Origin of the sequence: Streptomyces sp. NPDC101160 (assembly GCF_044768205.1) — a bacterium.
Classification (GTDB): domain Bacteria; phylum Actinomycetota; class Actinomycetes; order Streptomycetales; family Streptomycetaceae; genus Streptomyces.
The window spans coordinates 57,975-78,186 of the sequence record NZ_JBIWPJ010000009.1; the positions used below are offsets into that span (position 1 = coordinate 57,975).

Annotated in this window: 16 protein-coding genes, 1 pseudogene and 1 riboswitch; of the genes and pseudogenes, 11 read left to right on the forward strand and 6 right to left on the reverse strand. The window is 74.7% G+C overall.

Annotation, left to right across the window (positions count from 1 at the left end):
* Positions 1-157 precede the first annotated feature (157 nt).
* Positions 158-292: riboswitch (cobalamin riboswitch) on the forward strand.
* 32 nt (positions 293-324) lie between these two features.
* The 5 genes from ACIRSU_RS28145 to ACIRSU_RS28165 all read left to right on the forward strand — a co-directional run bounded on the left by ACIRSU_RS28145 (position 325) and on the right by ACIRSU_RS28165 (position 7,087).
* On the forward strand, positions 325-1,308 hold the full coding sequence (locus ACIRSU_RS28145; protein WP_403797699.1) for a cobalamin biosynthesis protein: 984 nt from the start codon (positions 325-327) through the stop codon (positions 1,306-1,308).
* Positions 1,305-2,813 carry a cobyric acid synthase gene (locus ACIRSU_RS28150; protein ID WP_403797702.1) on the forward strand — a complete coding sequence of 503 codons (1,509 nt, stop codon included), beginning with the start codon at positions 1,305-1,307 and terminating at the stop codon, positions 2,811-2,813. Before ACIRSU_RS28145 ends, ACIRSU_RS28150 begins: the two co-directional genes overlap by 4 nt.
* 145 nt (positions 2,814-2,958) lie before the next feature.
* Positions 2,959-5,034, forward strand: coding sequence for a putative cobaltochelatase (locus tag ACIRSU_RS28155; RefSeq protein WP_403797705.1), 2,076 nt, complete (start codon positions 2,959-2,961; stop codon positions 5,032-5,034).
* The gene (gene cobO / locus ACIRSU_RS28160) at positions 5,034-5,642 is read left to right on the forward strand and encodes a cob(I)yrinic acid a,c-diamide adenosyltransferase (RefSeq protein WP_403797707.1); all 609 of its coding nucleotides are present in this window, start codon (positions 5,034-5,036) and stop codon (positions 5,640-5,642) included. The genes ACIRSU_RS28155 and cobO overlap by 1 nt, the downstream gene beginning before the upstream one ends.
* Positions 5,636-7,087 carry a cobyrinate a,c-diamide synthase gene (locus tag ACIRSU_RS28165; RefSeq protein ID WP_403797709.1) on the forward strand — a complete coding sequence of 484 codons (1,452 nt, stop codon included), beginning with the start codon at positions 5,636-5,638 and terminating at the stop codon, positions 7,085-7,087. Before cobO ends, ACIRSU_RS28165 begins: the two co-directional genes overlap by 7 nt.
* A 2-nt stretch (positions 7,088-7,089) precedes the next feature.
* Here ACIRSU_RS28165 and ACIRSU_RS28170 read toward each other — a convergent pair whose 3' ends face one another.
* Positions 7,090-7,818 (reverse strand): ZIP family metal transporter, encoded by a 729-nt coding sequence (locus ACIRSU_RS28170; protein ID WP_403797711.1) that lies wholly within the window; start codon positions 7,816-7,818, stop codon positions 7,090-7,092.
* 129 nt (positions 7,819-7,947) lie between these two features.
* Between ACIRSU_RS28170 and ACIRSU_RS28175 the strand changes: the two genes are divergently transcribed.
* Together ACIRSU_RS28175 and cobC are read left to right on the forward strand one after the other, a co-directional pair.
* A complete protein-coding gene (locus tag ACIRSU_RS28175; RefSeq protein WP_403797714.1) occupies positions 7,948-8,328 on the forward strand; it encodes a cobalamin biosynthesis protein in 381 nt (126 codons plus the stop codon).
* Positions 8,329-8,396: 68 nt separating this feature from the next.
* Positions 8,397-9,479, forward strand: coding sequence for an Rv2231c family pyridoxal phosphate-dependent protein CobC (gene cobC, locus ACIRSU_RS28180; protein ID WP_403797717.1), 1,083 nt, complete (start codon positions 8,397-8,399; stop codon positions 9,477-9,479).
* Between the two features lie 82 nt (positions 9,480-9,561).
* Here the strand turns inward: cobC and ACIRSU_RS28185 are convergent, their stop codons facing one another.
* Positions 9,562-10,551 (reverse strand): SCO1860 family LAETG-anchored protein, encoded by a 990-nt coding sequence (locus ACIRSU_RS28185; protein WP_403797720.1) that lies wholly within the window; start codon positions 10,549-10,551, stop codon positions 9,562-9,564.
* A gap of 380 nt (positions 10,552-10,931) precedes the next feature.
* Here ACIRSU_RS28185 and ACIRSU_RS28190 point away from each other — a divergent pair, with 380 nt between their 5' ends.
* Entirely contained in the window at positions 10,932-13,304 is a 2,373-nt protein-coding gene (locus ACIRSU_RS28190; RefSeq protein WP_403797722.1) for a penicillin acylase family protein, read from the forward strand.
* A complete protein-coding gene (locus ACIRSU_RS28195) occupies positions 13,291-13,854 on the forward strand; it encodes a GNAT family N-acetyltransferase (protein WP_403797723.1) in 564 nt (187 codons plus the stop codon). Before ACIRSU_RS28190 ends, ACIRSU_RS28195 begins: the two co-directional genes overlap by 14 nt.
* Here the strand turns inward: ACIRSU_RS28195 and ACIRSU_RS28200 are convergent.
* Together ACIRSU_RS28200 and ACIRSU_RS28205 are read right to left on the reverse strand one after the other, a co-directional pair.
* On the reverse strand, positions 13,851-14,948 hold the full coding sequence (locus ACIRSU_RS28200) for an amidohydrolase family protein (protein ID WP_403797726.1): 1,098 nt from the start codon (positions 14,946-14,948) through the stop codon (positions 13,851-13,853). The two genes, ACIRSU_RS28195 and ACIRSU_RS28200, sit on opposite strands and share 4 nt — an antisense overlap.
* 34 nt (positions 14,949-14,982) lie before the next feature.
* Positions 14,983-15,906, reverse strand: coding sequence for a hypothetical protein (locus ACIRSU_RS28205; RefSeq protein WP_403797729.1), 924 nt, complete (start codon positions 15,904-15,906; stop codon positions 14,983-14,985).
* A gap of 297 nt (positions 15,907-16,203) precedes the next feature.
* Here ACIRSU_RS28205 and ACIRSU_RS28210 point away from each other — a divergent pair, with 297 nt between their 5' ends.
* Positions 16,204-17,307 (forward strand): pyridoxal-phosphate-dependent aminotransferase family protein, encoded by a 1,104-nt coding sequence (locus ACIRSU_RS28210; protein WP_403798576.1) that lies wholly within the window; start codon positions 16,204-16,206, stop codon positions 17,305-17,307.
* A gap of 40 nt (positions 17,308-17,347) precedes the next feature.
* On the opposite strand, the gene ACIRSU_RS28215 is transcribed toward ACIRSU_RS28210, so the two are convergent.
* Positions 17,348-18,415: an alkene reductase gene (locus ACIRSU_RS28215; protein ID WP_403797732.1), complete on the reverse strand. Its 1,068-nt coding sequence runs from the start codon at positions 18,413-18,415 to the stop codon at positions 17,348-17,350.
* A gap of 151 nt (positions 18,416-18,566) precedes the next feature.
* On the opposite strand from ACIRSU_RS28215, the gene ACIRSU_RS28220 reads away from it, so the two are divergent.
* Positions 18,567-19,076, forward strand: a complete 510-nt coding sequence (locus ACIRSU_RS28220) for a MarR family winged helix-turn-helix transcriptional regulator (RefSeq protein ID WP_403797735.1) — start codon at positions 18,567-18,569, stop codon at positions 19,074-19,076.
* A 44-nt stretch (positions 19,077-19,120) separates the two neighbouring features.
* Here the strand turns inward: ACIRSU_RS28220 and ACIRSU_RS28225 are convergent.
* Positions 19,121-20,193: pseudogene (locus tag ACIRSU_RS28225) on the reverse strand (aminotransferase class V-fold PLP-dependent enzyme).
* Between the last annotated feature and the right edge of the window lie 19 nt (positions 20,194-20,212).

Sequence of the window (20,212 nt, forward strand, 5' to 3'; positions counted from 1 at the left end):
GCGGCTGCGCCCGCCCCCCCCCCCCCCCCCCCCCCCCCCGCGCGGCGCCCCCCCCCCCCCCCCGGCCCCCCCCCCGGCCGCTTGTGTGCGCTGCCGTGTTTGTGGTGCTTCGCACAGTGACCCGACGCAGGTCAAGGGTGAGTTGACGGGTGTTCGCGGGGCGTGGTGGACTGCCGGAGCCATTACGGCGGCAAGTAGAGGAAGTCCGGTGCGATTCCGGCGCGGTCCCGCCACTGTGACCGGCCCCCGAGGGCCGGGAGTCAGGAACTCTCCCCGCCGGTCACGTCGATCCAGGGCGCGGACCCTGAGTGAGGACACAGCGCCATGCCCGGCCGCGGCCCGAGCCCGTCCCGCACCACAGCCGTCTTCGCGTACGGAGCGGCCGCCGGCCTCGCCGTCGACCTGCTCGTCGGCGACCCCCGGCGCGCCCATCCCGTCGCCGCCTTCGGCCGCGCAGCCGCCGCCGTCGAGCAGCGCCTGCACCGCGACCACCGCGCCTGGGGCGCCCTGCACACGGCCGTCTGCGCCGGCGGCACCGTCGCTCTCGGCGCCCTCGCCGCCCGTACGGTACGGGGCAGCCGGGCCGCCTCCGCCGCCCTCACCGCCGCCTCCGTGTGGGCCGTGGTCGGCGGTACGACCCTGGGCCGCGAGGCCCGCGCGATCGGCGGCGCGCTCGCCGCCGGCGACCTGGAGGTCGCCCGGGAACGGATGCCGCACCTGGTCGGCCGCGACCCGCAGGCGCTCGACGGGCCCGCGATGGCCCGCGCGGTCGTCGAGTCGGTCGCCGAGAACACCTCCGACGCCGTCGTGGGCGCCCTCTTCTGGGGCGCGGTCGCGGGCGTGCCGGGCCTGCTCGGCTTCCGCGCGGTCAACACCCTGGACGCGATGGTCGGCCACAGGTCACCGCGCTACCGGCGCTTCGGCTGGGCCTCGGCCCGGCTCGACGACCTCGCCGGCTGGCCCGGCGCCCGGCTCACCGCCGCGCTCGCCGCCGTGGCGGGCCGCGACCCGCGGGGCGCCGTACGGGCCTGGCGGGCGGACGCGGGCAAGCACCCGAGCCCCAACGCCGGCCCGGTGGAGGCCGCCTTCGCCGGGGCGCTCGGCGTACGGCTCGGCGGCACCCTGTCGTACGGCGGCCGGGTCGAACACCGGCCGGTCCTCAACGCGGACGGGCGGGCCGTCGAGGTGGCGGACATCGAGCGGGCCGTCACACTGTCCCGCCGGGTGACCTGGCTGACCCTGGCCGCCTGTGTTGGCGGCCGGACCATCATCAGTGCCGTACGCGGCAGGAAGCGGAGGGGCGCATGAAGGGCGGGGGGCTGCTCGTCGCCGGGACCACGTCCGACGCGGGCAAGAGCGTCGTCACGGCCGGCATCTGCCGGTGGCTGGTCCGGCAGGGCTTGAAGGTCGCGCCGTTCAAGGGACAGAACATGTCCCTGAACTCCTTCGTGACCCGGGAGGGCGCCGAGATCGGCCGCGCCCAGGCCATGCAGGCGCAGGCCGCGCGCGTCGAGCCGACGGCGCTGATGAACCCGGTGCTGCTCAAGCCCGGCAGCGACCGCTCCAGCCAGGTGATCCTCATGGGCAAGCCGGTCGGCGAGCTCAGCGCCCGCGGCTACCACGGCGGCCGGCAGCAGCAGCTCTTCGAGCCGGTCCTCGGCTGCCTGGAAGAGCTGCGCGCCACCCACGACGCGGTGATCTGCGAGGGCGCCGGCAGCCCGGCCGAGATCAACCTGCGGCGCACCGACATCGTCAACATGGGCATCGCGCGGGCGGCGCGGCTCCCCGTCGTCGTGGTCGGCGACATCGACCGCGGCGGCGTCTTCGCCCAGTTCTTCGGCACGACCGCGCTCCTCGCGCCCGAGGACCAGCGGCTCGTCGCCGGCTACCTGGTGAACAAGTTCCGCGGCGACGTCACGCTGCTCGAACCGGGCCTCGACATGCTGCACGGCCTCACCGGCCGCCGTACCTTCGGCGTCCTGCCGTACGCCCACGGCCTCGGCATCGACGAGGAGGACGGCCTGCGCGTCTCGCTGCGCGGCACGGTCCGCGAGTCCGTCGTCGCGCCGCCGGTCGGCGAGGACGTGCTGCGGGTCGCCGTCTGCGCCGTACCCCTCATGTCCAACTTCACCGACGTCGACGCGCTGGCCGCCGAGCCGGGCGTGGTCGTGCGCTTCGTCGACCGCCCGGAGGAGCTGGCCGACGCGGACCTGGTGGTGGTGCCGGGCACCCGCGGCACGGTCAGGGCGCTGGCCTGGCTGCGCGAACGCGGCCTGGCCGACGCGCTCGCCCGGCGCGCCGCCGAAGGCCGGCCGGTCCTCGGCATCTGCGGCGGCTTCCAGGTCCTCGGCGAACACATCGACGACGAGGTCGAGTCGAAGGTCGGCTCCGTCGAGGGGCTCGGCCTCCTTCCCGTACGGGTCCGCTTCGCGCCCGAGAAGACGCTGGCCCGCCCGGTCGGCGAGGCGCTCGGCGAGCCCGTCGAGGGGTACGAGATCCACCACGGCGTCGCGGACGTACGGGGCGGGGAGGCGTTCCTCGACGGCTGCCGCGTGGGCGCGGTCTGGGGCACCCACTGGCACGGCTCCCTGGAGAGCGACGGCTTCCGCCGCGCCTTCCTGCGGCAGGTCGCGGCGGCGGCCGGGCGGCGCTTCGTGCCCGCGCCCGACACGTCGTTCGGCGCCCTGCGCGAGGAGCAGCTGGACCGCCTCGGCGACCTGATCGAGGAACACGCCGACACGGACGCGCTGCTCCGGCTGATCGAGAAGGGCGCGCCGGAGGGGCTGCCGTTCGTGCCGCCGGGGGCGCCGTGAGCGCCGGCGGGGCCGTGCGGGGACTGCGCCCGGCCTCCGGCCGGGCTGTGGCGGCCAGGGGGAATCCCCTTGCTCGCTGGGCAGGAAGTGTGCCGGGACGGCATGTTGACGACGCGTCATCGCGAACCGAAGGAGCTACCCACCGATGAGCACCCGCTATCCGTTCACCGCCGTCGTCGGCATGGACGATCTGCGGCTCGCGCTGCTGCTGAACGCCGTGAGCCCGGCGGTGGGCGGTGTCCTCGTGCGCGGCGAGAAGGGGACCGCGAAGAGCACGGCCGTACGCGCGCTGGCGGAGCTGCTGCCCGAGGTGGCGGTGGTCGCCGGGTGCCGGTTCAGCTGTGATCCGGCCGCGCCCGACCCGGGGTGCCCGGACGGGCCGCACGGGGAAGGCGGGCGGGAGGCGCGGCCCGCTCGGATGGTCGAGCTGCCCGTCGGCGCGTCCGAGGACCGGCTCGTCGGCTCGCTCGACATCGAGAAGGCGCTCGCCGAGGGCGTGAAGGCGTTCGAGCCGGGACTGCTCGCGGCGGCGCACCGGGGGATCCTGTACGTCGACGAGGTCAACCTCCTCAGCGACCACCTCATCGACCACCTGCTCGACGCCGCCGCCATGGGCTCCTCGTACGTCGAGCGCGAAGGCGTCTCCGTACGTCACGCGGCCCGCTTCCTGCTCGTCGGCACGATGAATCCCGAAGAGGGCGAGCTGCGGCCCCAGTTGCTCGACCGGTTCGGGCTGACCGTGGAGGTGGCCGCGTCACGCGAGCCCGAGCAGCGGGTGGAGGTCGTGCGGCGGCGGCTGGCGTTCGAGGACGACCCGGCCGGGTTCGTGGGCCGCTGGGCCGGCGAGGAGGCGGCGCTGCGGGAGCGGATCGTCGCCGCGCGGGAGCTGCTGCCGCGGGTGGTGCTCGGAGACGCGGTGCTGCTGCAGATCGCCGCGACCTGCGCCGCCTTCGAGGTCGACGGCATGCGCGCCGACATCGTCATGGCCCGCACGGCCACCGCGCTCGCCGCGTGGGCGGGGCGGACGGAGGTCACCTCCGAGGACGTACGGCAGGCGGCGCTGCTCGCGCTCCCCCACCGCCGTCGGCGCAATCCGTTCGACGCGCCGGGCCTGGACGAGGACAAGCTCGACGAGACCCTTGAGCAGTTCAAGGGCGACGACGAGCCCGATGACGAGCCCGAGCCGGACGGTCCGGGCGACGGAGGTCCCGGCGGTGGCGGCGACGGGGGCGGGGGCGGGATTCCGCCGCAGGGGAACGCACCCGCACCCGAGGAGGCACCCGCGCCCGAGGACTCCCCCGCGCCCGCGCCGGACAACGCGCCCGCGCCGCAGAACAGCGGCTCCGGCGCCGGTTCCGGTGAGCGCGCCGCCGTCAAGGCCGGCGAGCCCTTCCGTACGAGGATGCTCAGCGTGCCCGGACTCGGCGAGGGCGCGGCCGGGCGCCGTTCCCGGGCCCGTACGGAGCACGGTCGGACCACCGGCGCGACCCGCCCCAAGGGTGCGCTGACCAAGCTGCACCTGGCGGCGACCGTGCAGGCCGCCGCCCCGCACCAGAGGGCGCGCGGCCGCGACGGCCGGGGTCTGGTGGTGCGCCGGGACGATCTGCGGCAGGCGGTCCGCGAGGGCCGGGAGGGCAATCTGGTCCTGTTCGTCGTGGACGCGTCCGGGTCGATGGCGGCGCGGCAGCGGATGAGCGCCGTGAAGGGCGCGGTGCTCTCGCTGCTGCTCGACGCGTACCAGCGGCGCGACAAGGTCGGTCTGGTGACCTTCCGCGGCAAGGGCGCCGAACTCGCCCTGCCGCCGACCTCGTCGGTGGACGCCGCCGCGGCCCGGCTCGAACAGCTGCCCACCGGGGGCCGCACCCCGCTCTCCGCCGGCCTGCTCAAGGCGCACGACGTGCTGCGCGTGGAGCGGCTGCGCGACCCCTCGCGCCGTCCGCTGCTCGTCGTCGTGACCGACGGCCGGGCCACCGGCGGCGGCGCGGACCCGGTGGGGCTCGCGGCGCGGGCCGCGCGGCTGCACGCCGCCGACGGCACGGCCGCGGTGGTCGTGGACTGCGAGTCGGGCCCGGTGCGGCTCGGTCTCGCCGGGAACCTCGCCCGTGAACTCGGCGGCACCGCCGTCACCCTGGACGAGCTGCGCGCCGACTCGATCGCCGGGCTCGTCCGTACCGTCCGTCACGCACAGGACAACCACTCTGCCGCCAGGAGGGCCGCGTAATGCCTAAGGGACAGCCGACCGTCGTTCCGGACGACGGTCTCACCACCCGCCAGCGCCGCAACCGCGCGCTGGTGATGGTGCACACGGGCGTCGGCAAGGGGAAGTCGACCGCCGCGTTCGGCATGGCGCTGCGCGCCTGGAACCAGGGCTGGCCGATCGGGGTGTTCCAGTTCGTCAAGTCCGCGAAGTGGCGGGTCGGCGAGGAGAACGCGCTGAAGGCGCTCGGCGAGACCGGCAAGGGCGGCACGGTCGTCTGGAACAAGATGGGCGAGGGCTGGTCCTGGATCCAGCGCGAGGTCGCCGAGGGCGAGCAGTCGCACGAGGAGAAGGCGCGCGAGGGCTGGGAGCAGGTCAAGCGTGACCTGGCCGAGGAGAAGTACCGGTTCTACGTCCTCGACGAGTTCGCGTACCTGCTGCACTGGGGCTGGATCGACACCAAGGAGGTGATCGAGGTGCTCGCGAACCGTCCGGGGCAGCAGCACGTCGTCATCACCGGCCGCAACGCCCCGCAGGAGCTGATGGACTTCGCGGACCTCGTGACCGACATGTCGAAGGTGAAGCACCCGATGGACGCGGGTCAGAAGGGCCAGCGGGGCATCGAGTGGTAGCACGTCTCGTCATCGCCGCCCCGTCCTCGGGCGCGGGCAAGACCACGGTCGCGACCGGCCTGATGGCCGCGTTCGCCGGCCGTGGTCTCGCGGTGTCCCCGCACAAGGTGGGCCCGGACTACATCGACCCTGGCTACCACGCGCTCGCCACCGGGCGTCCGGGCCGCAACCTCGACGCGTTCATGTGCGGTACGGAGCTGATCGCGCCGCTCTTCGCGCACGGCGCGCGCGGCTGCGACCTGGCGGTCGTCGAGGGCGTGATGGGCCTGTACGACGGCGCCGCCGGCCAGGGCGAGCTGGCCTCCACCGCGCAAGTCGCCAAGCTCCTCCGGGCGCCGGTGGTCCTCGTCGTGGACGCCTCGTCGCAGTCCCGTTCGGTCGCCGCGCTCGTGCACGGCTTCGCGTCCTGGGACCCGGAGGTGCGGCTCGGCGGGGTGATCCTCAACAAGGTCGCGACGGACCGGCACGAGCAGCTGCTGCGGGAGGCGCTGGAGGAGTCGGGCGTGCCGGTCCTCGGCGTGCTGCGGCGGGCGCCGGCGGTGGAGACGCCGTCGCGGCACCTCGGGTTGGTGCCGGTGGCGGAGCGGCAGGGGCAGGCGGTGGCCGCGGTGACGGCGCAGGCGGAGCAGGTTCTCCAGGGCTGCGACCTGGAGGGCTTGCTGGCCCTCGCCCGCAGCGCCCCGGAGCTGCACGCGGAGGCGTGGGATCCCGCCGGGTTGTGGGCAGGCGTTCCGCTGGGGGTCCCTCCCAGGCGAAGCTCTGGGGGAGGAACGGGTGGGCACAACCCGACCACCGGGCCGCAGTCGGCGAACGAGCCCGGCCACGGGCCGGTCGTCGCCGTCGCCGGTGGCGCCGCGTTCACCTTCTCGTACGCCGAGCACACCGAGTTGCTCACGGCCGCCGGCGCCGACGTCGTCACCTTCGACCCGCTGCGCGACGAAACCCTCCCCGAGGGCACGTCCGGCCTCGTCATAGGCGGCGGGTTCCCCGAGGTGTACGGCGAGGAGCTGTCCGCCAACGAGCCGCTGCGCAAGGCCGTGGCCGAGCTCGCCGCGTCGGGCGCGCCCGTCGCCGCCGAGTGCGCCGGGCTGCTGTACCTCGCGCGATCGCTGGACGGGCGGCCGATGTGCGGGGTCCTCGACGCGGACGCGCGGATGTCGCCGCGGCTGACGCTCGGGTACCGCGACGCGGTCGCGGTGAGCGACAGCGTGCTGGCGGCGGCCGGGACGCGGATGCGGGGGCACGAGTTCCACCGGACGGTGATCGAGCCGGGCGCCGGGGAGCAGGCGGCGTGGGGGCTCCGGCAGCCCCAGATGCGCGTCGAGGGCTTCGTACAGGGCGGTGTGCACGCCAGTTATCTGCACACGCACTGGGCGGGTTCTCCGGAGGTGGCCGCCCGGTTCGTGGCGCACTGCGCCGGCACCGGGGGCGGGCCTGGGGCGTGAGTTCAGCCGCCGGAGAGGCCCACGACGAGCCAGATGAAGGCCACGCCCGCCGCCGTGCAGAGCAGGGTGGTGCGGGCGGGGTGTTCGTGGTGGGCCTCGGGCAGGATCTCGGCGGCGGCGAGGTAGAGCAGGGCGCCGCCGAAGAAGCCGAGATAGCTGCCGAGCAGTTCCTCCGGGAGGGTGAACAGGGTGGCGAGGCCGGCGCCGACGATCGGGGCGACGGCGTCGGCGAGGAGCATGGCGATCGCCTTGCGGCGGGCGTTCCCGTAGAGCGTCGTGATCGTGTACGTGTTGAAGCCGTCGGCGAAGTCATGGGTGATGACGGCGATCGCGACGGTGGCGCCCATGCCGCCGCTGACCTGGAAGGCGGCGCCGAGGGCGACGCCGTCCATGAGGCTGTGGAGCACCATGGCGGCCGCGGCCGTGAGGCCGACCTGCGGGACACGGTCCCCGGCCTCGGCACCGTGGGCGGCGCGGCGGGTGGCGAGGAGTCGTTCCACGACGTGGGCGAAGAGGAAGCCGCCGACGAAGAGCAGCAGGGCCTGGGGGACGCCGAAGACCGTCTCGCCCGCCGCGTCGATGGCCTCGGGCAGCAGGTCGAGTCCGACGACGCCGAGCATGAGCCCGCCGGCGAGGCCGAGGACGAGGTGGCGGCGGTCGGTGACGCGCTGGGCGGTCCAGCCGCCGAACAGCGTCATGAGGAACGCGCCGAGCGCGACGACTACAGCCATGGGCCCTTGCTATCCGATGCGCCCTCTTCCCCGCACCTCGGACCGGGTGGCCCCGCCGCGGTCGTCGCCGCGGTCGTCGTCGGGGTCGGCGCCCGGTCCGGGGTCGCGGCCTCGGAGGTGTTCGCTCTGGTGGAGGCGGCGCTGCGGGAGGCGGGGCTGACGGGCGCGGACGTGACGGCGCTGGCGACGCTGGACGTGCGCGCGGGCGAGCCGGGGATCACCGGGGCGGCTTCGCTGCTCGGGGTGCCGGTGCGGGCGTTCGGGAGCGAGGAGCTGGCCGGCGTGGCCGTACCGCATCCGTCGGCGGTGCCGCTGGCGGCGACGGGGACGGCGTCGGTGGCGGAGGCGGCGGCGCTGCGCGGGGCGGGGCTGCCGGGGGCGGTTCTGGTGCTGCCGAAGCGGAAGAGCACCCGTGTGACCTGCGCCATTGCCCGTTCCGCACCGTTTCGTCCGAACGAAGTCTCCCCAGCCGCACACTTGTTGCCCGATACTCACGGGGTATCTCGCTGAGGAGCGCCACCCTTCCCCCACCCGCACCACCCCCACTCTCATCCCCACTCCCCCACAAGACGGCGGCCATGGACATTCACACTTCCGCGGACAGTTCCGCTGACAGTTCCGCTGACACGCACGACCTCAGACACCACGGCGACGCCGAGGTGCGGGACGAGAAGCTGACCGACCTCGCGGTCAACGTGCGGACGGACACCCCGCCCGCCTGGCTGCGGGAGCGGATCGCGGACTCGCTGACGGGGCTCGCGGCCTATCCGGACGGGCGGGCGGCGCGGGCGGCGGTGGCCGAGCGGCACGATCTGCCGGGCCGGCGGGTGCTGCTGACGGCGGGCGCGGCGGAGGCGTTCGTGCTGCTCGCGCGGGCGCTGCCGGCGCGACGGCCGGTGGTGGTGCATCCGCAGTTCACGGAGCCGGAGGCGGCGCTGCGGGACGCCGGGCACGAGGTGGAGCGGGTGCTGTTGCGCGAGCAGGACGGCTTCCGGTTCGATCCGGCGGCGGTGCCGGAGGACGCGGATCTGGTCGTGATCGGCAATCCGACCAACCCGACGTCCGTGCTCCACCCGGCGGCGGCGATCGCGTCGCTCGCCCGGCCGGGGCGCTGGCTGGTGGTCGACGAGGCGTTCATGGACGCGGTGCCGGGCGAGCGGGAGTCGCTGGCCTCGCGGACGGACGTGCCCGGTCTGGTGGTGCTGCGGAGCCTGACGAAGACCTGGGGTCTGGCGGGGCTGCGGATCGGCTACGTACTGGCGGAGCCGGAGACGATCGCCGCGCTGGAGCGCGTACAGCCGCTGTGGCCGGTGTCGACGCCTGCTCTGGTGGCGGCGGAGGCGTGCATGTCGCGGGTGGCGCTCGCGGAGGCGGAGGAGGCGGCGCGCCGGATCGGGGTCGAGCGGGCGCACCTGCTGGCGGGGCTCGCGGAGTTCGACGAGGTGCGAGCGGTCGCGGCGGCCGAGGGCCCGTTCGTGCTGGTCCGGATCGAGGGCGCGGACGCGGTGCGGGAGCATCTGCGGACGCTCGGTTTCGCGGCCCGGCGCGGGGACACCTTCCCGGGGCTCGACCGGAACTGGCTGCGGCTCGCGGTGCGGGACCGGGTGACGACGAACCGCTTCCTGCAGGCGCTCGACCAGGCGTTGCTGCTGCTGGGCTGAGCGCCCGGACGGTGTCGGTGAGGGGTGGTGCCGGGCCGGCACCACCCCTCGCCTGTCCCCTTGTTCTTCCCCCTCGGGCCGGTCAGCCGCGGGCGCGGGCCCGGCCGCGCGCCAGGAGGAGTGCGCCGCCGCCCGCGCCGAGCAGCAGCACGGCGCCGCCGGCGAGGTACGGCGTCATGGAGCTGCCGCCGGTCTCGGCGAGGTTCTGCGTCGGGGTGGTGCCGCCGTTCTGCGTCGTCACGCCGGTGTCGTGGCTGGGCTGGGCGGACGGCTGGTGCGAGGGCTGCGTGCTGGGCTGGTGCGAGGGCTGTTCGCTGGGCTGCCGGCTCGGCTCGCTGCCGGCCGGGGTGGTGCAGGTGGCCTCGGCGAGTGTGACCTTGCCCTTGACCTCGGCGACGCCCAGCTTGAGCGGGTTGACCTCCACGGACAGTTCGAGCGCGGTGGCGGCGGCGGTGTTCGAGGTGGTGGAGGTACGGGAGAGGTCGAGGACCACGTCGCCGACGCCCGGGACGCTGACCTTGGTCTGACCGCCGGTGGACAGGGTGGTCTTCTTGCCGAGGACGGTGACGTGGCCGAGCAGGTTGGACTCGGCGACCGGATGCTTGCCGGCCTCGCAGACGGCCTTGGAGGTGACCTTCTCCAGCTCGATCAGGGACAGGGCCGGGAGGCCGGGGACGTGGAGCCGGGCCTTGGCGAGGTTGACGTGGCCCTGGGCTGTGTTCCCCTCCACGGTCGCCTCGGAGGTGGCGACGTTCGCCTTCAGGATGTCGACGGGCCGGCCGCTCTCCGCGCCCTGCACCTTGACGCTGAGCGCGGTCTTCGCGGCGCTGGCCGGCGCCTCGACCTCGTTGAGGGAGGCGCGCACGGGCACGTTCACCGTCTTGCCGAGCAGGTCGACGTCGAGGGTGGTGCGCAGGACGACGGCGGTGGCATGGCCCTGTCCGCCGCCGTTCGTGCCGCCGTCGGCGTGGGCGGCCGGCGCGGCGAGGGCCAGGGGGCCGACGGCGAGCGCGGCCACGGTGGCCGCGGCGGCGGAACGGCGTGCGGGCAGGCGGAAGGTGTTGCTGTTCAAGACGGTGGAACCCCCACAGGAGACATGGCGTCGCCGGCCGCTCGCCACGGGGACTGTGGGTCGTTGCGGCTCCGGCGACTTGAGACACCGGAATCTTTACGCACTGTGGGTGAACTGGCAGACACCTGGCGTGAGTTCACCCTAAAGGGTGGTTTCCGTGCTCATTTTCGAATGAAATCGACACAACCGTTGCCGCGAACCCCGCGCGTTACGGCGCGAGCGGGCGCGGGGGCGCGTGCGACGGAGAAGCAAGAACGACACGTGCCGGGCCGGAGTAACGGATCGTCAACGCGCCGCACGACTCCGCATCCCACTCCTGATAGGTTAATTTAGGGCAGGCTAACCTAACCGGAACCGGATCAGGGAGCGCGGGGAGCGCAGTGAGCATCGAGGTCTTCCGGGACGCCTTCGGCGTCCCTCATCTGCGCGCCGCCGACCCGCGCGAACTCGCCCGCGCCCAGGGCCGGGTCACCGCCCTCGACCGGGCCTGGCAGCTGGAGGTGGAGCGGCACCGGGCGCAGGGCACGACCGCGGAGTTCCTCGGCGCGGCGGAGACCGGCTGGGACATCTTCGTCCGGCAGGCCCGGCTCGCCGACACCGCGCGCCGCTGCCACGACCGCCTCGACGCGGAGACGGCCGCGTGGCTGCGGGCGTACGTGGACGGGGTCAACGACCGCCTGGCCGAAGGGGCCCGGCGGGCACCCGAGTTCACGGCGACGGGGCTCACGCCCGGACGCTGGGAGCCGTGGACGCCGCTCGCGGTGTGGCTCTCCACCCACATCCTCTTCGCGGGCTTCCCCACCAAGCTGTGGCGCGAGGAGGTCGCCCGGCACCTCGGCGAGGAGTGGACGGAGCTCTTCGCCTCGGACGGCCCCGGCACCGCCGGCTCCAACGGCTGGGTCGTCTCCGGCGCCCGTACGGCGAGCGGCGCGCCGCTCGTGGCCGGCGACCCGCACCGCTTCATCGAGGCGCCCGGCGTCTACCAGCAGATACGTCTCTCCTGCCCCGACTACGACGTCCTCGGCCTCGCCGTCCCCGGCGTCCCGGGCCTCGCCCACTTCGGCCACGCCGGCCGGGTCGCCTGGGCCATCACCAACGCCATGGCCGACTGCCAGGACCTCTACCGCGAGCGCCTGCGCCGCCTCCCCGACGGCCGCGTCGAGGCCCTCGGCCAGGACGGCTGGGAACCGGCCACGGCGCACACCGAGACCGTACGGGTGAAGGACGCGGACACGCCGACCGTGATCGAGGTGATCGAGACGGCGCGAGGCCCGGTGATCATCGGCGCGGAGAGCCTGGAGGGCGCGGGCGACCCGGAGGGTGCGGGCGACCGGGAGGGCGCGGGCGACCCGGAGGACGCGGACGACCGGGAGGGCGCGGGCGACCCGGAGGACGCGGACGACCGGGAGGGCGCGGGCGACCCGGAGGGCGCAGGCGCATCCGGCGCGGGAACGGCCGGCACTGCGGGCCACAGCACGGCGGGCCACGGCACGGCGGACCACGGCACGGCCCCGGAGGCCGAGGCTGCGGCCGGCGCCGAGCAGACCCCCGGCACCGACCAAGCGACGGGCTCCGGCGGAGCCGCCGTCCAGGAGTGGGAAGCCGTCAGCCTCCGCTACCCGCCCCGCGTCACCGGCGAGTCCGGCTTCTCCGCGCTGCCCGCGCTGCTGCGGGCGCGGACCGTCGCGGACGTGGACCGGGCGCTCGACCGGTGGGTCGAGCCGGTGAACGTCGTACAGGCCGCCGACGTCGACGGCGGGCTGCTGCACCGGGTGGCCGGATACGTTCCGGTGCGCGACCGGGCCAACTCCCTGCGGGTCGTGCCCGCCTGGGACGCCGCGCACGCCTGGACCGGCCGGGCGGCCGCCATGCCCAGGGCAGCCGTCGACGGACACGCGGTGATGGCCAACGCGCGCGGGCTCGCCGCGCCGCTCGGGGTCGAGTTCGCGCCACCGCACCGGGCCGAACGCATAGCCGCTCTCCTCGACGCCTCCGACTCGTGGACGCCGGAGGCGATGGCCGCCGTCCACGCCGACACCGACAACCCGTCCGCCCGCCGCCTCCTGGAGCGGGTCCGCGCCACGGACGGCTCCGCTCTCTCCCCCGCCGCCCGCCGGGTGCGGGCCGTGCTCCTCGCCTGGGACCGGCGGATGGACGCCGACAGCACGGACGCCGGGCTCTACGCGGCGGTGCGCGGCGCGGTCGTACGGCGCCTGGCCGCGCACCCGGCGTTCACGGAACTGCGCGAACCCGCCCCGTACCCGGCGCTGTTCCGGCCGTGGCTGGCGCTCGGCGCCCGGGTGGGCCTCGCCCTGGAGACGCTGCTCGTCACCGGGCCCGTACCGGACGGGGACGTGGCCGGAATCGTACGGGAGGCGCTGGAGGAGGTCGCCGCGGGCGAGGCGCCGCCGGCCTGGGGGGTGACGCACCGGCTCGCGCCCTGGCAGGCGCTTCCGGACGCGGACGACGCCGCCGACGACCAGTGGCCGGGGCTCGGCGGCGACCACGACTGCGTGCTCTCGACCTCCAGCGTGCCCGGCTGGACCGACCGCAGCGCCCGCGCCTCCGCCGCCCGCTACGTGTGGGACCTGGCGGACCGCGACCGCAGCCTGTGGGTCGTGCCCTTCGGCGCCTCCGGCGTGGCCGGCGACCCGCACCACCGCGACCAGCTGCCCCTGTGGCTGCGGGGCGAACTCGCCCCCGTCACCACCGACTGGAACGACCTCGTGAAGGAAGACCATGAGCAGGACTGAGCACGTTCAGCACGTCGAGGGATTCGGCACCGTCCGCGTCGACCGCGTCGACCCCGACGCCGACGCGCCCCTCATCCACCGCTGGGTGAACGAGGAGCGCGCCCGCTTCTGGGGCATGAACGGCACCACCGTCGAGCAGGTGCGGGACGTCTACGCGCACCTCGACTCGCTCACCACCCACCACGGCTTCCTCGTCCACCGCGACGACGAGCCGGTGGCTGTCTTCCAGACCTACGACCCCGAGGCCGACCGGATCTCCGAGTGCTACGAGGTCCGGCCCGGCGACATCGGCGTGCACCTGTTCGTCGCGCCCACGGTCGCCCCCGAGCGGGGCTTCACGGAGGGGCTGCTCACGGCGCTGCTCGACTTCGCGCTGACCGGGCGGACCCGGATCGTCGGCGAGCCCGACGCCGCCAACGAGAAGGTGCTCGCCCGGCTCGCCCGGACCGGCTTCGAGCTCGGTCCGGAGATCGTGCTGCCGGAGGTGGACCTGCCGGAGGTCTTCATCCCGGAGAAGAAGGCCCGGCTGGCCTTCTTCACCAGGAACTAGGCGATGACCCGGCCGTTCACGACGACCCGGCGGGGCGCCGCGAGGACGCGGACGTCGGCGCGCGGGTCCTCGCCGTAGACGACGAGGTCGGCCGGGGCGCCCTCCTCGAGGGCGGGGCGGCCCAGCCAGGCGCGGGCGTGCCAGGTGGTGGCGGAGAGGGCGTCGAGCGCCGGGATGCCGGCCTTCGTCAGCTCCTCGACCTCGGCGGCGACCAGGCCGTGCGGGAGCGAGCCGCCCGCGTCGGTGCCGACGAAGACCGGGACGCCCGCGTCCCAGGCGGCGCGGACCGTGTCGTACCGCCGCTCGTACAGCCGGCGCATGTGGGCGGACCAGCGCGGGAATTTCTCCTGGCCGCCGTCCGCGAGGTGCGGGAAGGTCGCGATGTTGACGAGTGTGGGCACGATGGCGACCCCGCGCTCGGCGAAGAGCGGGATGGTCTCCTCGGTGAGGCCGGTGGCGTGCTCGATGCAGTCGATGCCCGCCTCGACGAGGTCGCGCAGCGAGTCCTCGGCGAAGCAGTGCGCGGTGACGCGGGCGCCGAGCCGGTGCGCCTCCGCTATGGCGGCCTCGACCTCGGCGCGCGGCCAGGACGGCGCCAGGTCGCCGAGGTCGCGGTCGATCCAGTCACCGACCAGCTTGACCCAGCCGTCGCCGCGCCGGGCCTCGCGGCCGACGTACGCGACGAGTTCGTCGGGCTCGATCTCGTGGGCGTAGTTGCGGATGTAGCGGCGGGTGCGGGCGATGTGCCGGCCCGCGCGGATGATCTTCGGCAGGTCCTCGCGGGCGTCGATCCAGCGCGTGTCGGACGGCGAGCCGGCGTCGCGGATCAGCAGCGTGCCGGCGTCCCGGTCGGTCAGGGCCTGCTTCTCGGCCGTGCCCTCGTCGACCGGGCCGTGTTTGTCGAGCCCGACATGGCAGTGGGCGTCGACGAGGCCGGGCAGCGCCCAGCCCTCGACGGTCAGGGTCTCGGCGGCGAGGGCCGCGGGCGGCCGCTCGAACGTGATCCGCCCGTCGACGCACCACACTTCGTCCCGTACGTCCTCCGGGCCGACGAGCACCCGCCCCTTCACATGCAGCACCACGTGATCGCTCATACCCGCACTCTACGAGCCGTGTCGAGCAGGCAGGTCACGGGCGCCAGTCGGCCTCCAGGTCGTGCGTGGCGGCATGGGTGAGCTGGGTGAGCGCGGTGCCGTCGGCCCGTACGAGGAAGAGGTGCTCGGGGTCGGCGTCGTCGGTGCCGCCGCGGGTGAAGACCAGGCGCCGGCCGTCCGGCGACCAGGACGGGAACTTGTCGTTGGCGCGGGCCGAGGTGATGCGGTGCAGTCCCCCGCCGTCGGGGCGGACGACGTAGAGGTGGGAGAAGCCGGTGGAGTCGAGGCGGCTGAAGACGATCCGGTTGCCGCGCGACCAGTCGGGCGTCCAGTCCTGGGAGCCGGCGAGCGTGATCGGCGTCTGCGCCAGGGTGGACAGCGCGATCCGCATCAGCCTGCTGTGCCCGGACGCGTCCGCGCGGCTGTACGCGAGGGACCCGCCGTCCGGCGACCAGGTCGGGTGGAACTCGTCCGCCGTGGTGTGGGTGAGCCGCTTGACGGGGCTGCCGTCGACGTCGGCCACGTAGAGCTCGCGCTGGGTGCCGACCGGCTTGGAGTAGGCGATCCGCGTGCCGTCGGGGGACCAGGCCGGGTCGGAGGCGCCGTTGGTGCCGGGCACGGAGTGCAGGTCGGTGCCGTTGCTCTTCATCGTCCAGATGCCGTCGACGGCCCCGCCGGCGCCGTAGCGAAGGAACGCCACCCGCGTGCCGTCCGGGGACCAGCTGGGCATGACGTCGCTGATGTCGGGGGTGTGGGTGAGCCTGACGGGCCCGCCGCCGCTCGGGGAGATCGCCCACAGGTCCTCGACGGGCGCGGCCGCGTTGTAGCGGGCGAAGACGATGGGGTGGTCCGCGACCGGCCGCACGATGCCCGGCGCGGCGCCCGCGTCACCCGCGGCGCCCAGGGTCAGCGGTGCGGTGACGGCGAGCGCGGCGGCGGCCACGGCCGCCCGGCGCACCCGTGTACCTCTGCTGTCTCTTCCCGTTCTCCGGATCATGATGCCCACCCCGTTTCCTGCCTGCGGCCCCCCGCGGGCCGCTCCGCCCCGCAACATCCCACCGCCGGGGCCGCGGGGGGAAGCGTCCGGAGCCGGCGGTGCGAGGTCTGTGACACGTTCCGGACGCTGCCGTGACGGCGCGTCGCCTCGGGCGAGCCTTTACGCTGGCACGGGCTCGAACCCGATGTATGCGACACGCATTCGGCTCCGACAGCTCGACTCCGACAGCTCGACTCCGAAGAAGGCACCGCCGTGACCGTGACACACCCGCTCCTGGACCTGGCCCCGCTGACCGCCGCGCACTTCGCGTCGATCGAGCGCCGGGTCGCCGCGCTGCTCTCCACCGAGCAGGACGTGGTGATCACCCAGGGCGAGGCGCTGCTGCCGCTGGAGGGCTGCATCCGCAGCGGGGCGCGGGCGGGCTCGACCGCGCTGAACATCGTCACCGGCCCGTACGGGCAGACCTTCGGCAACTGGCTGCGGGACTGCGGCGCCACGGTCGTCGACCTGGAGGTGCCGTTCCACACGGCGGTGACCGCGGAGCAGGTGGCGCGGGCCTTCGAGGAGGACCCGGAGATCGACTTCGTGTCCCTCGTGCACGCGGAGGCCGCGACCGGCAACACCAACCCGGTCGCGGAGATCGGCGAGGTCGTACGGGCGCACGGCGCGCTGTTCTACCTGGACGCGGTGGCCTCCGTCGGCGCCGAGCCGGTGACGCCGGACGCCTGGGGCGTCGACATGTGCATCATCGGCGCGCAGAAGGCGATGGGCGGCCCGGCCGGCGTCTCGGCGGTGTCGGTGAGCGCGCGGGCCTGGGAGCGCTTCGCCGCGAACCCGGCGGCGCCGCGCCGCTCGTACCTCTCCCTCCTCGACTGGAAGGAGCGCTGGATCGACGGCGGCCGCAAGGCGCTGCTGCACGCCCCGGCGCAGCTGGAGATGCTGGCCCTGGAGGCGTGCCTCGACCGCATCGAGGCGGAGGGCCTGGACGCGCTGATGGCCCGGCACGCGGCCGCCGCCGCGGCGACCCGCGCGGGTGCGACGGCCCTGGGCGGCGGGATCGAGCCGTACGTGTACGAGGCGAAGGACGCGGCCCCCGTCGCGACGACGCTGCGCGTGCCGGCCGGCGTGGACGCCTCGGAGCTGGTGGCGAAGGCGCTCGCCGCCGACCCGTCGCTGCCGCTCATCGCGGGCGGAGGAGCGCTGGCGAAGGAGATGATCCGGGTGAACCACTACGGGGTGGACGCCACCCCGGGCGCGGTGCAGTCCTCGCTGGCGGCGCTCGGCGCGGCCCTCGCGGAGACGGGCCGCACGGTGGACCTGGAGGGCGCGCGCCGCGCGGTGACGGAGGCGTGGGGGCGGTAAGCCCCCACCGCCCCCACGCCCTCGCTTGTCCTGGCCGCGGTTACAGCGCCGGGTAGTCGGTGTAGCCGCGATGGTCGCCGCCGAAGAAGGTGGCGGGGTCCGGGGTGTTGAACGGGCCGCCGGCCCGGAGGCGGGCCGGGAGGTCCGGGTTGGCGAGGAAGAGCGCGCCGAAGGCGACGAGGTCGGCGGTGCCGTCCTCGATCAGGGCCAGGTCATCGGGGCCGGTGGGGTCCTCGGTGGCCGGGTTGAGGATGAAGACGCCGGAGAACGCCTTGCGCAGGGCCAGGGTCAGCTCGCGGACCTCCGGCTTCGGCTCGGTGACGTGCAGGTACGCGATGCCGAGGGGCTCGATCGCGGTGACGAGGGCCGGGTAGATCTCGTCGGTGTCGGTCTCGGCGATGTCGTTGTAGGTGTTGGCCGGGGAGACGCGCAGGCCGGTGCGCTCGGGACCGACGGCGGCGGCGACGGCCTTGACGACCTCGACGGCGAAGCGGATGCGGTTCTCGACGGAGCCGCCCCACTCGTCGGTGCGCCGGTTGGCGTTGTCGGCGAGGAACTGGTGGACCAGGTAGCCGTTGGCGCCGTGGATCTCGACGCCGTCGAAGCCGGCCTCGACGGCGTTGCGGGCGGCCTGGGCGAAGCCCTCGATCGTCTCGTGGATCTCGTCGGCGGTGAGCTCGCGCGGGGTGAGGAAGTCCTTCATGCCGGGGCCGGCGAAGAGCTGTCCGGCCGGGGCGACGGCGGAGGGGCCGACGGGGTGCAGGCCGTTGCCGAGGACCTCGGGGTGGCTGATCCGGCCGGCGTGCATCAGCTGGGCGAAGATCTTTCCGCCGCGCTCGTGGACCGCGTCGGTGACCTCGCGCCAGGCGGCGATCTGCTCGGCGCTGTGCAGGCCGGGGGTGTCGGGGTAGCCCTGGCCGACGGCGGTGGGCTGGACGCCCTCGGTGATGATCAGGCCGGCGGTGGCGCGCTGGGCGTAGTACTCGGCGACGAGCGGGGTGGGGAGGCGGCCGGCGGTCTCGGCCCGGCTGCGGGTCATGGGGGCCATGGCGATGCGGTTGGCGAGGCGGGTGCCGGCGAGGTCGACGGCGTCGAAGGCGGTGGTCATGACGGGTCCTTCCGAGGCAGACAGGCAGGTATGTGGTCGGCCAACCATTTCATTCCATTGGTCGGCCAACTATCTCCGCGAGAGCCACTGTAGCGCATTGTTTGGCTGGCCAAGATATTCTCTGGAGGAGAACCAGCCCGAGGAGCCGCACATGCCCGGAACCGACCCCGTCTGTACCGTCCCGGCGGACCGCCTGCCGTCCGCCGCCCGCGGCGGCCCGGTCAGCCACGCCCTGTCCCGGGTGGCCCGGCTGCACCGGATCGCGGCCGGCCGGCTGCTCAGGGAGCTGGGCCTGCACCCCGGGCAGGAGTTCCTGATGATGGCGCTGTGGGACTGCGGGCCGGCCCGCCAGTCCGTACTGATCGAACGGCTCGGGCTCGACCCGTCGACGGTCACCAAGATGCTCCAGCGCCTGGAGCAGTGCGGCTTCGTCCACCGCCGGCCCGACCCCGACGACCGGCGGGCCGTGGTCGTCGAGCCGACGGAGAAGGGCGAGGAGCTGCGCTCCGCCGTCGAGGGCGTCTGGCGCGACCTGGAGGAGCGCTCCCTGTCCGGCCTCGCCCCCGCCGAGCGCGCGGACCTCTCCCGGCTGCTGGCCCGGCTGGAGGAGAACCTGTGCCCGGAGGCGGGCGAGTGCGCGGAGCCGGGAACGGCCTGCTAGCGGCGTCCCCGGGGGCGGCCTGCTGGCGCCCCCGGGGACGGGTCCTAGGCGGCGATGACCTTCAAGGCCCGGTCGACGTCCGCCGTGGAGTTGTAGAGGTGGAACGAGGCCCGCAGATTGCCCGCGCGGGCCGAGAGCAGCACCCCGGCCTCACGGAGCGCGTCGGCCCGGTCGCCGAGGCCGGGGACGCCGACGACGGTCGAGTCGTCCGCGACCGGGGCGTGGCCGAGCGGGTGAGTCCGGCGCGGAAGCGGGCGGCGAGGGCCTTGTTGTGGGCCTCGATCCGCTCGATGCCGATCTCCTCCAGGAGCGCGAGCGACCGCGCCGCGCCGTGGTACGACAGGAAGGGCACGGGCTCGTCGAACCGCTTGGCCGAGCGGGCCAGTTCGCGCACCGGACCGTAACTGTTGACCCACCGCTCCTCGCCGGTGACCCAGCCCGCGTGGATGGGCAGCAGCGCGTCCTGCGCCTCCTCGGTGACGGTGAGGAAGGACGCCCCGCGCGGGCAGAGCAGGTACTTGTAGCCGCCGGAGACGGTGAAGTCCCACTCCCCCGCGCGCATCGGCAGCCAGCCGGCCGACTGGGTGGCGTCGAAGAGCGTCCGGGCGCCGTGCGCGGCCGCCGCGGCGCGGATCGCGGCGAAGTCGGCGGTCCGGCCGTCCTTCGACTGGACGGCGGAGAAGGCGACGAGCGCGGTCTCGGGCCGCACGGACTCGGCGAGCCGCTCCAGGGGCACGAAGCGGGTCTTGAGGTCGCCGCGGATCGTGAACGGGGTGATGACGGAGGAGAAGTCGCCCTCCGGGAAGAGGATCTCCGCCCCGGCCGGCATGGACTGCGCCACCATGCCGACGTGGACGGAGACCGAGCTGCCGACCGCGACCCGGTCGGAGGTGACGTGGGCGAGCCGGGCGAAGGCGGCCCGGGCCTCGTCGACGATGTCGAAGCTGCCGGCGCCGTCGGCGCGGCCGGCCGCGGTCTCCTCGGCGAGGAGGGTGACGGCCTCGATCGTGCGGCGGGGCAGCAGCCCGCAGGCCGAGGTGTTGAGATAGGTCCGCGTGGGCGCGAACTCGGCGCCGCCGAGCGGGGCCAGGGGGTCTGTGCTCTCCGGGGAATCCATGGTCCCAGCCTGGATTCCC